The organism is Alishewanella sp. HL-SH06 (genome assembly GCF_052656265.1).
This window is the reverse complement of sequence record NZ_CP199752.1, coordinates 3,654,307-3,668,401: the sequence shown is the minus strand read 5'-3', so window position 1 is coordinate 3,668,401 and position 14,095 is coordinate 3,654,307. Positions and strand designations below refer to the sequence as shown.

Genomic DNA, 14,095 nt, shown 5'->3' with positions numbered 1-14,095 from the left:
GTGGCTTTACCCAGAAACTAATTAAAATATCCTATTGTCTTTTCATGCGTTTGTATTAGGATCTGTATAAGTATTGCAGTTTAAATGGGCTAATCATGAATAAATTGGTTTTCCTGATACTGGCAGTCAGCAGCGTAATAATGGCCAAAGCAATGACAATTCCTGATTATCACCCGTATCAACAAGCGCATTTAAATAAACCGCAACTGCAATTTAGCGATATTGCGCCGTTAATCGAGCACTACCAAGTGCAGCCATGGCTAACGGTAACCGAACTGGGGCGTTCGGTGAAGCAGCAGCCCATTTATCAACTTCAATTAGGCCAAGGTGACAAGCGAATATTGGCTTGGTCGCAAATGCACGGTGATGAATCTACCGCCACCGCGGCTCTGTTCGATTTATTAAATTATCTACAGGCACCAGAGCAGGCGGCGTGGCGCGAGCAGTTATTTGCCGAAATAACGCTGTATATTATACCCATGCTCAATCCGGATGGTGCCGCTAAGCACAGCCGAGTCAATGCCCAAGGTATCGATATTAATCGTGATGCCTTAGCGTTACAAAGCCCAGAAGGGCAGTTGTTAATGGCGGCAGCCAAGCAGATTAAACCGCATTTTGCTTTTAACTTGCATGATCAAAACCGTTTTCATGCGGCAGGTCCTTATCCTAACCCCGCAACGATTTCATTGTTAGCGCCGGCTTATAATGCCGAACGTGAGATTAATGCTAGCCGCCGAGCTGCGATGCAGTTAATTGCGCATGTCCAACCTTGGCTTGAGCAGCAGATCCCGCAGCATATCGGTCGTTATGCCGATGATTGGTCGGCCCGATCTTTTGGCGATACGTTTGCGGCGATGGGCATTAGCACGGTGTTAGTGGAGTCGGGCGCTTATCGTGGTGATGACAATCGGCAAATGGCGCGGCGGTTGAATTTCCAACTCTATGTGGCTTGGTTAGCTGCGATTGCTAGTGATAGTTATCAGCAGGCTGATGTGGCGTTGTATAACGCCATCCCATTTAACCGTAGCGGCGGCATGAAAGATGTCTTGCTACAAGGGTTAACCGTGAGCATCGGTGACACGACGGCTACGGTGGATCTGGCCATTAATTTGGCTCTTACTGGCGATCGGCGCGCGCGTATTGATGAGCTAGGTGACTTATCCTTGTTCAGCGCTTTTCATCAATTTTCGGTGCAAGGTTTAGCTTTTAAAGCTGGGCAGGCTTACCCGCTTAACACGGCCTTGTCTTTAGACACTGAGGCACATCTCGCTTTACTGCAGCAAGGTTATACCCATTTTTCGGGTGATAAGGCTTTGTTGCAAGCAAGCAGCCGTTTGCCCGTGCTGCTGAATCCGTTACGCCCGACACAAGGCTCGCCACAACTTTGGCAAGGTGCCACGTTCTTATTAGTTAATACGCAAGGCAAGGTTGTGCAAGCCGTATTAAATGGCCAATTAATTAGCGTGCCCAGCGGCGTTATTCACAACCCGTTAGGCACTTAATGGGCTTTACGGATAAAGCAAATAGGCTTGACGCTGTTTTAAAAACAGCTGTAGCTGTGGTTGCCAACTGGCGCGGATCTGCGCCTCACTTAAACCGGCAGCGATTTGCAAACGCAATTGATCGGTGCCGGCTAATTTATCCATAAAATCGGGCGCGCTAAATAGCGTTTTCGCATGACTATCAAATAACTGATTCCAGCGCATCAAATAACTCAGCGTTAAGCCGCCAGCCGGCACGTGGCGTAAATCTTCACCATGTAGCAATTGGTCCATTAAGGGCGGTTTTAATGCGGCACCTGGTGTGCTAACCGGGGTAAAAGCAAAGCCGTCAGTGGCAAACTTATCATAACCAATCACTTGAAACGGAAAATCTGTGCCACGGCCAACACTGAGCGGTGTTGCCTCAAAAAAGCCGAGCGATGGATAGAGTTTAATCGCTTGTTGATTCGGCAGGTTGGGGCTTGGTGGGATCGGTAAGGTATAAGCTTGCTGGCGTTGATAGTTCGCCACTGGGATCACGGTCAGTGTTAACTTATCAGCTTGAGCTATCCAACCCTCGCCTTTAATCATTAGGGCTAACTCACCCACGGTCATACCGTGTAATAATGGAATGGGGTGCATCCCCACAAATGACTGAAAAGCTAAGTCGAGCACAGGCCCATCCACATAGGCGCCATTCGGATTAGGCCGATCCAGCACCAGCATCGGTTTTGAAAATTCGGCTGCTGCCGCTAACATGTAGTGCATCGAGCTAATGTAGGTGTAATAACGTACGCCAACATCCTGAATATCAAACATGATAATATCCAGTGCTTGCATTTGCTCGGGGCTGGGTTTTTTGCTGGCGCCATACATTGACCACACCGGTAAACCCGTGCGGCTATCTGTGCCATTAGCGATAGCGGCACCAGCGTCATGATTCCCTCGAAAACCATGCTCTGGCGCGAAGATCGCGACCACCTGAATGTTTTGCGCCAGTAAAAAGTCAACCAGATGTTGTTCATCCACTACCGAGGTTTGATTAACTAACAAGCCAACACGTTTACCTTTTAGTAGCGGCAAGTATTTAGCCGGTTGCTCAGCGCCGGTCAGCAGCACGGGCGCGGCACTATTGGCCAAAGCTAGCGGGCTAAACCAAACGAGAAGCGTGAGCGCAAGGTGCCAGACGGATTTCATTGCATCGCCTCCAATGCTTGGCGCACGAAGCCCTGTTGTGCTGTTAATTGCTCACGGCAACGGGCAATCGGTTGGCCACTGAGTAAATGTAAAATAGCCAGCTTGGCGTTCATTTGGCTGTCTTGTAAAGCTTTTTCCGCCACTGGCGCAGTGCAATCGGTGGCTTGCATCACTATACGAATGGCGCGAGCGACTAATTTTTGGTTGCTGGCATGCAGGTCGACCATTAAATTCTGATAAACCTTGCCGGTACGCACCATGGCGGCGGTACTGAGCATATTTAAAATCATTTTTTGTGCGGTGCCGGCTTTCATCCGGGTTGAACCGGTGACCACTTCTGGCCCAACTTCAGCGCAGATGGCAATATCGGCAGCTTGTAGCAGTGGGGCCTGCGCATTACAACTAATAGCGACGGTGCTGGCGCCTAGCGAGCGCGCATAGGCCAGCCCACCTAGCACATAAGGGGTACGGCCACTGGCAGCAATGCCGACTAACACGTCTTTAGCGCTAAACTGAATGCGTTGTAAGTCGGCAGCACCAAGCTCTGGGTTATCTTCGGCGCCTTCAACGGCTTTATATATCGCTTTATCACCCCCGGCAATTAAACCGATCACTTGCTGATCTGGCACGCTATACGTGGGAGGGCATTCCACCGCATCTAAGATCCCCAAGCGACCACTGGTTCCTGCGCCCAGATAGATTAAACGACCCCCGTGCGTAAAGGCTTTAACAATCTGATCAACCGCTGCTGCGATTTGCGGTAAAGCGGGGGTAATGTGCTGCGCAACCCCTTGGTCGGCTTGGTTGATTAACGACACCAGTTGCAAGCTATTGAGTTGATCGATATTGGCACTGTCGCTATTACGTGCTTCGGTGCTCATGTTGGCCAGTTGGGTTAATAATTGTTCTGTGTGCATTGTCTTGCCTGTCTTAAGAAGAAGCGGCCAATTTGGCCGCTAGAACTAAACCCCCCGCTAATGCATCACCGCGGGCAGGTTGTAATTGTGCTTGTAAGTTATCGCAAAGCCAAGGCTGGCAATGCGTGGCTAAGCCACCTAATAACACCAAGGGCAAATTTTGCTGGTTGAGCGCGCACTTAGCCAAGGTAGAAATGGCAGCACCTTGCTGTTGTTGTAATTGCTGGCTGAGTGCATCCTGATAGTGATAGATCAAGGGCGCCAGTTTGGCAAAGTCGCTTGCATTGGCTTGTTTTAACCAAGGCAGCAACTGCTCGGTATTCGCGCCACATTGCTGACTAACCGCAGTCAGTAATGGGCTAAGTGGCCGTTGCCAATCTAATTGCCATAACAGTTGTCGTACTAATTGTTGACCAAGCCAAGCGCCACCGCCTTCATCGCCAATACCAAAACCCCAGCCACCTACCTGGTGTTCAGTGCCATCCTGTTGCAAGCGCATACCCACCGAACCGGTACCAATCGCCACCACCACCACGGGTTGGCCTAAGTTCGCACCATATAAAGAGGTACGCGCATCCGTTGTCAGCAGCCAGTGAGCGAAAGGGATTTGCTGGGCTTGGTTAAATGCTTCGGCTAACTGCGGATTTCCCGCGCCCGCTAAGCCGAAAATAGCACTGACGTCAGCAGGGCGGGCATTGGCTTGTTGGCAAAGCTGCAGGCTAAGCTCACGCACATGATGAATAGCTGCTGCAAAATCGTTGGTCAGCTGGGCAGCACCAGCGCGAGCCGTCCAACGTTGGCCGCTTTGTTGACACAGCAATAGGCCATCCGTTTTGGTGCCACCGCCATCTAAGGTTAACAAGTAACGCATTAAGCCTCCTTGGCATGCGCAGACGTGGTTTGCTGTGCGCTGCCGCTATAACAGGTTAAAAAGGCCAAAAGCGTGGCGATACATAACTGCCAGGTGAAGCCTAAATCTAAAGCCGCTAAGTTTGGACTAAGCTGCTTTAATACATAGGGTTGCAATACTAAGCAAGTAACAAAGCCGACACACAAGGCGGCCGTCACACTATATCGATTACCGCGCCGAGTAAATAACGCGGTAAAAAATACGCCGAGTAAACCGCTGTAAGAAAACACCATTACGCTAAGCGCAAAGGCCAGTAGCGGCATATCGGAATACTGTTGCCAGTAAAAACATAAGATAGCCATTAAGGATAACGCGATAGCCGTTAGCAGCATGGCGCATTGTCCGGCACGGACAAAATGTTTAGCTTCGGTAGCCGGTTGGCGGCGTAAGCGCCAAGGTTGATAGAGATCTGCAACCAGTACCGAGGCCATGGAGTTTAGCCCTGAGGTAATGGTTGAAAGCGCCGCGGCAATCACGCCGACCACCACCAAACCCCGTAAGCCAGATGGCAATTCATTTAGCACATAGTACATAAAGACAGTGATTTTCTCGCCTTGAAAGCTGTCTTGTAATACCTGTGTGCCTGCCGCTAAATCTGGCCGTTGATAAAACAAGTACAATAAAAATCCAATGACAATAAACACCAACATCACTGGGATCACTAATAACACTGAAGAGAGCAGCGCTTGCGCGCCTTTCGCCGGTGTTTTACAAGTCAATACGCGCTGCGTCATATCTTGATCTAAACCAAAGGCCGCAATATTTAATAAGACAAAGCCGGTAAGCGCTGACCAAACATTAAAGACGCCTGCCGAGCTAAAATCCAGATGGAAATCGAATAACAACAATTTCGAACGGGCTTGCTCTGGCGGATAACGTAAAGCCTCAACAACTTGTTGCCAGGGAAGATCGAGGCTGCTGTATAAATAAAACAAAACCAGCAAGGCGGCACTAACATAGACAAAGCACTGTAATGCATCGGTATAAATGACCGAGCGGATACCGCCCATCATGGTACAAAGTAAACCGATCACGGCCAATAACGCGACTGCGGCCACAATACCGCTGGCGTTGATATGATTAAACAGCAGCATTGAGACCGCTAAAGCCGCCATATATAAGCGCGCGCCACTGGCAAAAACCCGACCAAATAAATACATCTGCCCAGCATGATTTTTTCGCGCTGGCGCTAAAGCGCTGTTCTAATAACTCATACACGGTGGTGACTTTTAGCTGGTAATAGCGAGGGATCAGCCATTTAATCACAAACCAGGCCGCCAAAATGGCGCCAAAAGAGCTGGCTAAATAGGTTAAATTGCCACGAAAGCCCATATCGGGGCCACCTAAAAAAGTGGCTGCCGATTGCGACGTGGCAAGTACAGAAATTGCCACTAACCATGCGGGCATTGAATTAGCCGCTAAGAAGTAATCACTGCTGTTCTTCGATTTTTGTTGGTTGACCCACCATGCCAATAAACCAAGGATCAAAAAGTAGCTGCAAAAGACCAGCCAATCTAATAAGGTGAGCTGCATTACGCTTTGCCTGTCGAAATTAATGCGCCAAACCCACCCCGCAGCACATCATTGTGATGGGGTTGCTGGCAATTGCTAGCTGCAGTAAAGCATAAGTTATAGAATGTGAATAGACTAAAATATTCTTGTTTGCGTATTTTTTATGAATAATTTATGTTTAACCCTAATGAATTAGGCTAAGGATTTCCAATTGGCTACTGCTCGCCTTGGTTGCTACCGCAAAGTATTGCTAGCAATGCTGTCAACCTCACTGTTTTGGACTGCTATGGATATAAATGCTGCTGCGCGCAAGCCGGCAATAGATGTGCCCCACATGTTGGGACAAAAATTGATGTTGGATCTACGTTATTACTGTGACACGCCCGTAGCGGCGGGGCAATGTCGAACGCCGATGACGCAATTACCTGCGGCTTTAGCCGAGTTAATTCAACGCTATCAGATTGGCGGCGTTATTTTGTTTGCAGAAAACGTGCAACAACCACAGCAGATTATTCAATTAACCGAGCAGTTGCAGGCGGCTGCTCAAGCGCAAGGACATCATTTACCGCTTTTTATCGGTATCGATCAAGAAGGCGGTCGCGTAGCGCGTTTACCCCGCCAACAATCAACCTCGTTTAGCGGTAATATGGCCATCGGTGCCACTTATCCCGTGCATGGCACCGCCTTTGCTAGTCAAGTAGGTACGGTTCTGGCGCATGAGCTATTAAGTTTGGGCATTAACGTTAACTTTGCGCCCACGGTTGATGTGAATGTAAACCCCTTAAACCCGGTGATTAACGTCCGTTCTTTTGGTGAAGATGCCAAACAAGTGGCAGAGCTGGGTGGGGCGATGACAGGTGCGATGCAGCAAGCGGGCTTGTTAGTTTCGCTAAAGCACTTTCCAGGACATGGCGATACGCATGTTGACAGCCACTTGGGGTTACCCCGTGTTGATCATAGCGCGGAGCAAATTGCCAATACCGATTTATACCCCTTTGCGAAGATTATTCAGCAATATGATCCGGCGATGATCATGACTGCGCATATTCAGTTTCCGGCTTTAGACGACAGCGTGTTCGTGAGCAAAAATGGCGAAACCATGTTAAAGCCAGCGACGTTGTCGCGGAATATTTTGCATGGCGTATTGCGCCAACAGCTGGGTTATAAAGGGCTGATTGTTACTGATGCCTTGGATATGGCTGGTATTAGTCATTTCTTTACCGTACCCCAAGCCGTGATTGAAACCTTTGCTGCGGGGGCTGATATTGCCTTGATGCCAGTGAAATTACAAAGCCCAGCGGAGTTACCCCAACTGGCCGCTTTATTAGATGAATTAAGCGCGGCCGTGGCGCAAGGGCATTTAGATAAGCAAGAATTACAGGCGTCTTATCAACGTATTGTTAAGGCTAAACAGAGCCTAAAAGCGCTAAGTCAGCCCAGTCTCGCGCTGGCGACAAAAACCTTAGCTAACCCAGAGCATCGCGCCGCTGAGTTGGCCTTAGCCCGAGCTGCCGTCACCGTGGTTAAAGGGTCAACGGCATTACCGTTAACCTTTGAGGGTAAAAAAACGGTCTTGTTAATGCCTGATACCAGTAAGGGCCGAGTGTTGCAGCAACATTTGCAGCAACTTGGCGCGAATAGCGCTGATATCACGGTGATCAGTTTAGTGCAGCTTAATTTAGATCAGGCCAAGCAACAGATTGCCGCAGCAGATCAGGTCATTGCTGCCTTTATTTCACCGATGCAATCTTTAGCTGAAATGGGCGGTATGGACGATCTTGCTGCGAATACCAATTTGGCTGAGGCGTATCAAAAGCAGCAGCGTTACTTTTACCAGTTATTGGAATATGGTGCCGCGTTAAAGAAAGATCAGACCTTTGTCAGTTTGCGCTCACCTTACGAAATCAGCCTGTATGCACCCTTGGTGCAGCGCACCATCGCGACTTATGCCTACCATAACTGGCAACAGCAAGATGGTAGCTTAGTCAGCCCAATTTATCAGGCTCTGGCCGAAGTATTGGTGGGGCAGCGCCAAGCCACGGGCCAATTACCGGTCACGTTGCCGCTGAGTATGCCTGCGGTTACGGCGGGCCAATAGGCATGTTTGGTGTGCGCCAACACTGCCAAGCCATTTTGGCGCAACAGCCCGCGGGCCGTTTGTTGGCGCTGGATATATTGCGAGGCTTGGCCATTATGGCCATGGTATTGGTGAATAACCCAGGCAGTTGGCAATATATCTATGCGCCGCTACGCCATGCCGAATGGCATGGCTGGACAGTGACCGATCTGATCTTTCCGGCTTTTATCATTATGGTCGGCATGTCGATCCAGCTGAGCTTGCGGCAAAAAGTAGCGCAAACCAAGCTTGAGGTCATTCAAGCCGGCGCACTACGTGCATTAAAACTGTATTTGCTCGGGTTATTCTTGGTGCTGTTTTATTATAACTTTCGTGATCCGGCTTACAGTTATTTGCAGCAAAAACTTCTAACGGTACGTTGGTTTGGTGTATTACAACGCATCGCCTTGGTGTACTTTTGTACCTTATTAATTGTGCTGTATTGCGGCACCCGAGCGCGAGTGCTTTGGCTGGTGGGCTTATGTGTAGTTTATCTCGCTTTGATGCAATACATGCCATATCAGGACGCGCAAGGGCAACAATTTGTTGGGCTTTGGCAATTTGGCAATAATTTTGCTGCCTGGTTGGATCATCAGATACTCGGCGCGCAGCATGTGTTTTTTCGAAGCGCTACCCCCTTTGCGTTTGATCCCGAAGGCTTATTAAGCACTTTACCGGCCATCAGCAGCTGTTTACTGGGCGTGGTGATGGCGCAACTTTTACAAAGTGACCAGCCTCTCGCGTTTAAAATTCGTTTACTGGCTTTAGCCGGTGTGGCGATGGTATGGATTGCCGAACTCGCCCATCCGCTGTTACCCATTAATAAAATGCTATGGACTCCCACCTTTGTGTTGTTGAGTACCGGTTACACGGCGTTATTGCTGGCGGTGATTCTTTGGCTTACCGAGATTAAACGTTATCGCTTGTGGGGGGCTCCGTTAGTAGTGTTTGGCGTTAATGCTATTTTGTTTTTTATGTTAGCGGGGGTGGCAGCTCGCATCTTATCCATGCTGCCAGTGGCAGGGACGACTTTGGGGAATGCCTTATTTCGGGAAGTTTTTCAGCCGTTATTCGGTAATTACAATGGTTCGTTAGTCTTTGCGTTGTGCTTTTTAGCGATAGCGTATCTGGGCATGTTGGTTTTGTATCGGCGCGGTTTTATCTTTAAAGTGTAAGAAATGCCACGCGGGATAACAGTTGTTGACCTGGTGTTGACAGTAGCCATAGCAATAAAATGCAGTTGGCTAATACGATAAGCCAAAACTCACGCTGAAACAGTGGCTTACTGCGTTTGTGCGCGAGTTTTTTCTGGGCAAATAACGCCCCTGGCCAGCCGCCAATTAAGCTAAACATTTGTAAGCTTTCTTCAGGTAAGCGCTGACTTTGCCTTGCAATGGCCGCGTTTTTATCCGCTTGATATAACCAATAAGTAAAGATACTGACCTCGATATAAAGGATCGGTAAGATATACGGCAAGGTACCAAACAATAAACTGATAATCACCAGCATTAAAAAGGCCGCCCGAAAATACAGCGCCAGATCTTTAGCATACTCTAAGTCGACGGTATTTTTCGGGATAACAAGACGTTCTTTGGGGGGGGCAATTGTTGCGCTACTGTCGATGCTTAAGCTAACTGCAATTGGCCGACCTTTTTTATCTGTACCCAGGTCAAAACGCAGCAAATCACCCTCAGCAGGCCGGTGTTTTGGCTGAGCAAAATCGCGGATATGAAAAAAAAGTTTCTGGTTCGTTTGCTCACAAAACAAAAAACCAAAGCCTTTTTTGTCTTGCCAGAAAACGACCTTGCCTGTCAGTTGCATCAACTACACCTCACTGACCCAGCAAATGGCTGTATAAAAATCAGTGTAGCAGAAACGGCCAACATTGTTTACTTCCGGCTCTGTAAACGCATCGATAAATCAATAGCCGTAACATGCTTGGTTAAAGCACCGCTGGAAATAAAGTCGACACCGGTGGCCGCAAGGGCGCTAAGGTTTTCGCTCGTAATATTGCCAGACACTTCCAATTTAGCTTGGCCTGCGGTCAGCAATACCGCTTGTTGAATATCGGGCAAACTAAAGTTATCTAACATAATAATATCAGCTTGAGCACTAAGCGCTTCGGCTAACTCGGTGAGGCTCTCGACTTCAACTTCAATCGGTTTCCCTGGAAAATTAATACGGGCTGTTTGCACGGCGTTGCTAATTGTGCCCGCGGCAGCGATATGATTTTCTTTAATTAAGAACGCGTCGAACAAACCAAAACGATGGTTTAAGCCGCCGCCGCAGCTTACCGCATATTTCTGGGCAAAACGCAGACCAGGCAGGGTTTTACGGGTATCCAGTAATCGGGTGTTGCTGCCTGCTAGAAACTGAACGTAGTACGCTGTGGTGGTCGCAGTGCCGCTGAGCAATTGTAAAAAGTTAAGTGCACTGCGCTCTCCGGTAAGCAACACACTGGCTGGGCCAGTTAAAGTACACAGCAGGCTATTGGCTGCCACTTGGTCGCCATCGGCAACATGCCAACGCACGCTGACGTCGGCACTAAGTTGTTTAAATACCTCATCAACAAAAGCCGTGCCACAGATCACACAATCTTCACGCGTGATAATAGTGGCATCTGCATATTGCTGAGGGGGGATCAACGATGCGGTGATATCGCCTAAAGCAAGCGGTTGCAGACCTAAGTCTTCCGCTAGCGCAGTAGTCACCGCACGCGGAATTTCGTTGGCTAATAACGGGTGAGCAAAGGGTACGACGTGTCTGTTCATAAGTTAAATGCGCTGGATCAGTGTGAGTTCATTGCCTTGTTGCCGGAATTCTAACTGTTTTAGGGCGCTCATACCTAACAAAATCTCTGAGCCGGCTAAATTAGGTACTATGCTGGCTGGCACATTATGTAAGGTTATTAGGCCAAGTTTTAGTTCGGCAATTTCGCTGCGCCAAGCGGTAGTGACACCGTTAGCCGTGGCGACGCGCATCTCAGCGCCCTTAGGCAAGCCTAATTCTGCCGCTGCACTGGCGGAGATCGCTACCGTGGTGGCGCCAGTATCCAGTAAAAAATCGATGGGTTTGCCATTGATCAAAGCGACACCTAAATAGTGCCCTGCACGGTTTCGTGCTAATTTCGTGGTGATTTCATTGGCAGAAACGCTGCTTTGCAGTTGTTGGTTCGGGTTTTGTTGCTTACTCAGATAATCTTGAAAAAACCAAAACAAGGCACCCGCCAGCATCAGCCAAGTGATCAACGTAAAAAATTTACCAAATGCAGAACTGACTTCAGGTGCTTGCATAAATGTAATCCAGCATTGACAATAGCCCAACAGCTTACTGAGACAGCCGTAAAAAGGCAAAAATACCCCATGAGTCGCTTTGCAAGCCCCATGCCCCATTTAATTCAACGGCCATGCAGTCATTTTGATGCACGACCGGATGATACTGAAATAAACTTACTGGTGATCCACAATATTAGTTTACCCGCCGGTCAATTTTGTCAGGATCCGCGCCACAGTTATGTTGATGCCTTATTTAGTGGCACCTTGGATTGTCGCGCCCATCCTAGTTTTGCTGATTTACAAGGGCTGCGCGTGGCGGCCCATTGTGTGATTTGGCGCGATGGACAAATTTTCCAATACGTGCCTTTTGAGATGCGAGGCTGGCATGCTGGTCAAAGCAGTTTTGCCGGTCAGCCAAGATGTAATGACTATTCAATAGGTATTGAGTTAGAAGGCACGGACGAGATACCCTATACTGAACAGCAATATAGTAGTTTGCTGCGGTTAACACGGAGTTTACTGCAGCAGTATCCAGCGATAACCCTGGAGCGTATTGTGGGCCATTGTGATATTGCACCAGGCCGCAAGACCGATCCCGGAGCCGCTTTTGATTGGCAGCGTTATAAACAAGCGCTAAAGGAGAACAAGGCATGACTTTAATTAGTATGTTACTGGCATTAATTATTGAACGGCTTGCTGTACGCAGTGATGCATGGCAAGCCCGACCTTACTGTCAGGCATATTTAAAACTGACTGCAGGCTCAGGATTGAGCAAATTAGCCGAGCATAGCTTAGGTCGCTACCTGTGGCTGCTGTTACCTGGGTTAGTCATTGCTTTGATCTTGCATTTTGTGGATAGTCGTTTAATCAGTTTAATTGTGAATACCCTAGTGTTGTTAGTAGCGATTGGCTGTTGGCATTATCGGCAACTGTATAAGCAGTTTTTGAATGCGCAAGAACGTGGCGATGATGAAGCAGCTTATTTAGCTATGCAGCAAATTCGTCAAGACAGTGCCAGCAAAGTGGATGACAGCAACGGTTTACTGTTGGTCTGGTTAAACTTTCGCTATTACGCGGCGGTTGTGTTCTGGTTTTTAGTACTGGGTGCTTTTGGTGCCGTGACTTATGCATTATTACGTCATGTACAAGAGCAACCTCAGCTGAAAGATGAGCGTGATGATCAGGTTGAGACGGTTGATGCCTTAGATGAAAGCGAAACCGCGGCCACCGACAACTACAGTTCTTTTAACGCAAACAAAGCTGAAGCAACGCCAAAAGATGCGGTGCATTATTTACTGTTTTGGGCAGATTGGTTCCCTGCGCGTTTATTCGGTTTAGGTTTTGCGCTAGTAGGGCACTTCTCGCGTGCTTCCAATGCGCTGTTAGGCTATTTCCTCGACTTTACCGCGGATAATCAGCAAGTGATTACTGATGTGGCTAAAGCGGCCGAGCCGATCGTTGATGTCCCTCAGGAAGTCAGCGATGACACCGGTAGTATGGTGCAGCTCGCAAAGCGCAATATGCTATTCTTTTTAGCTTTTACTGCTATTTTGACATTAAGCGGATGGATTAGTTAATCAAAAGTGATTTGCCAAGCAGGGCGCACAGCGCAATAGGGTCAGTGTTCAGTCTGACAATATTGTACTGGCGCCTTTTTTTATGCGTAAAGCCTTATCTTGCTGTTCGTTAACTTGTCAGACCATTTAGCTTAGTACCGATTGACGCCACATTTTATCGAGCTAAAACTCTAAATATTTTTGCTTTTGCTATTCCTTGTAATCTCTGCTTTATTTACATACTGGTGTGAAACTGATAGCCTAGCGCATAATAATGAAAAATTGGTAATACCAATTTACAATGATGCGGCAGCTTGCCGTAAACAGGTAGCAGAACGTTTGACTCGCAATGACTGATTTAAAAATTAAGCCGGCAAAATTGTCTGATCGCATTGTCGAGCAACTCGAAAACCTGTTGCTTGAAGGCAGCTTTTCGCCAGGTCAAAAATTGCCCTCTGAGCGTGAGTTAGCCGAGCGGTTTGATGTGTCACGGCCCTCATTACGTGAAGCCATTCAAAAACTAGAAGCCAAAGGTTTAGTGAGTCGGCGTCAAGGTGGCGGCACCTATATCAAAGATACCTTGGCTGTGGGCTTAACGGATCCGCTGTTTGAGCTGATTGGCCGACACCCTGAATCACAATTCGATCTGCTAGAATTTCGGCATGCCCTAGAAGGCATCAGTGCCTATTATGCAGCGTTACGGGGTACTGAAGCTGATCACATAAAAATCAAAACCTTATACGAAGATATTTGTCGAACGCAACAGCAGCAAGATATAGATGCTCAGGCCATGGCGGTCGGGCAGTTTTATTTAGCAGTCGCTGAAGCGTCACATAATGTCGTGTTGCTTCATCTTGTTCGTGGCTTAACGCCGTTAGTTGAGCAAAATGTCCGTTTAAATTTAGCCGCCTTGCAGCACAGTGAAGGCATTGCCGAAAAGCTTAATGAGCATCGGCAACGGTTAATGCAAGCGGTGATAAATGGCGAGCCGGAATTGGCGCGTCAGGCCAGTAATGGTCACTTAGCCTTTATTGAAGAAGCTTTGTTAGAAGTCGGCAAAGAACGTTCGCGGATAGAACGTTCTTTGCGCCGTTCACAGCAAGCATAATTTTTTTAGCACGCCACGGGCGT

General features: G+C 48.2%; 12 protein-coding genes and 1 pseudogene. 6 read left to right on the top strand and 7 right to left on the bottom strand.

The genetic code is table 11. The features are described from left to right. Window positions 1–95 precede the first annotated feature (95 nt). The gene (locus ACUJFK_RS16930) at window positions 96–1,502 is read left to right on the top strand and encodes a M14 family zinc carboxypeptidase (protein WP_306177909.1); all 1,407 of its coding nucleotides are present in this window, start codon (window positions 96–98) and stop codon (window positions 1,500–1,502) included. 6 nt (window positions 1,503–1,508) lie between these two features. Here ACUJFK_RS16930 and ACUJFK_RS16925 read toward each other — a convergent pair whose 3' ends face one another. The 4 genes and pseudogenes from ACUJFK_RS16925 to ACUJFK_RS16910 all read right to left on the bottom strand — a co-directional run bounded on the left by ACUJFK_RS16925 (window position 1,509) and on the right by ACUJFK_RS16910 (window position 6,038). Continuing rightward, on the bottom strand, window positions 1,509–2,678 hold the full coding sequence (locus ACUJFK_RS16925) for an exo-beta-N-acetylmuramidase NamZ family protein (protein ID WP_445425565.1): 1,170 nt from the start codon (window positions 2,676–2,678) through the stop codon (window positions 1,509–1,511). Beyond that, on the bottom strand, window positions 2,675–3,595 hold the full coding sequence (gene murQ, locus ACUJFK_RS16920; protein ID WP_445425564.1) for an N-acetylmuramic acid 6-phosphate etherase: 921 nt from the start codon (window positions 3,593–3,595) through the stop codon (window positions 2,675–2,677). Before murQ ends, ACUJFK_RS16925 begins: the two co-directional genes overlap by 4 nt. A 13-nt stretch (window positions 3,596–3,608) precedes the next feature. Continuing rightward, window positions 3,609–4,466, bottom strand: a complete 858-nt coding sequence (locus ACUJFK_RS16915; protein WP_226751949.1) for a BadF/BadG/BcrA/BcrD ATPase family protein — start codon at window positions 4,464–4,466, stop codon at window positions 3,609–3,611. Continuing rightward, window positions 4,466–6,038 (bottom strand): annotated as a pseudogene (locus ACUJFK_RS16910) (sodium:solute symporter). The gene ACUJFK_RS16915 and the pseudogene ACUJFK_RS16910 overlap by 1 nt, the downstream one beginning before the upstream one ends. Before the next feature lie 265 nt (window positions 6,039–6,303). On the opposite strand from ACUJFK_RS16910, the gene ACUJFK_RS16905 reads away from it, so the two are divergent. Beyond that, the gene (locus ACUJFK_RS16905) at window positions 6,304–8,115 is read left to right on the top strand and encodes a glycoside hydrolase family 3 protein (protein ID WP_445425563.1); all 1,812 of its coding nucleotides are present in this window, start codon (window positions 6,304–6,306) and stop codon (window positions 8,113–8,115) included. A gap of 2 nt (window positions 8,116–8,117) precedes the next feature. After that, on the top strand, window positions 8,118–9,308 hold the full coding sequence (locus ACUJFK_RS16900; protein WP_445425562.1) for an acyltransferase family protein: 1,191 nt from the start codon (window positions 8,118–8,120) through the stop codon (window positions 9,306–9,308). On the opposite strand, the gene ACUJFK_RS16895 is transcribed toward ACUJFK_RS16900, so the two are convergent. From ACUJFK_RS16895 to ACUJFK_RS16885, 3 genes are all read right to left on the bottom strand, one after another. After that, window positions 9,298–9,954 (bottom strand): cold shock and DUF1294 domain-containing protein, encoded by a 657-nt coding sequence (locus tag ACUJFK_RS16895; RefSeq protein WP_306177902.1) that lies wholly within the window; start codon window positions 9,952–9,954, stop codon window positions 9,298–9,300. The genes ACUJFK_RS16900 and ACUJFK_RS16895 overlap by 11 nt on opposite strands. Before the next feature lie 68 nt (window positions 9,955–10,022). Next, window positions 10,023–10,904, bottom strand: a complete 882-nt coding sequence (gene nadC, locus ACUJFK_RS16890; protein WP_445425561.1) for a carboxylating nicotinate-nucleotide diphosphorylase — start codon at window positions 10,902–10,904, stop codon at window positions 10,023–10,025. A gap of 3 nt (window positions 10,905–10,907) precedes the next feature. After that, window positions 10,908–11,426, bottom strand: a complete 519-nt coding sequence (locus ACUJFK_RS16885) for a retropepsin-like aspartic protease family protein (protein WP_445425560.1) — start codon at window positions 11,424–11,426, stop codon at window positions 10,908–10,910. A 69-nt stretch (window positions 11,427–11,495) separates the two neighbouring features. Here ACUJFK_RS16885 and ampD point away from each other — a divergent pair, with 69 nt between their 5' ends. The 3 genes from ampD (at window position 11,496) to pdhR (ending at window position 14,072) form a co-directional block, all read left to right on the top strand. Beyond that, window positions 11,496–12,062 (top strand): 1,6-anhydro-N-acetylmuramyl-L-alanine amidase AmpD, encoded by a 567-nt coding sequence (gene ampD, locus ACUJFK_RS16880; protein WP_445425559.1) that lies wholly within the window; start codon window positions 11,496–11,498, stop codon window positions 12,060–12,062. Then, window positions 12,059–12,985, top strand: coding sequence for a regulatory signaling modulator protein AmpE (ampE, locus tag ACUJFK_RS16875; RefSeq protein ID WP_445425558.1), 927 nt, complete (start codon window positions 12,059–12,061; stop codon window positions 12,983–12,985). The genes ampD and ampE overlap by 4 nt, the downstream gene beginning before the upstream one ends. 328 nt (window positions 12,986–13,313) lie before the next feature. After that, window positions 13,314–14,072, top strand: coding sequence for a pyruvate dehydrogenase complex transcriptional repressor PdhR (pdhR, locus tag ACUJFK_RS16870; protein ID WP_226751958.1), 759 nt, complete (start codon window positions 13,314–13,316; stop codon window positions 14,070–14,072). Window positions 14,073–14,095: the final 23 nt, after the last annotated feature.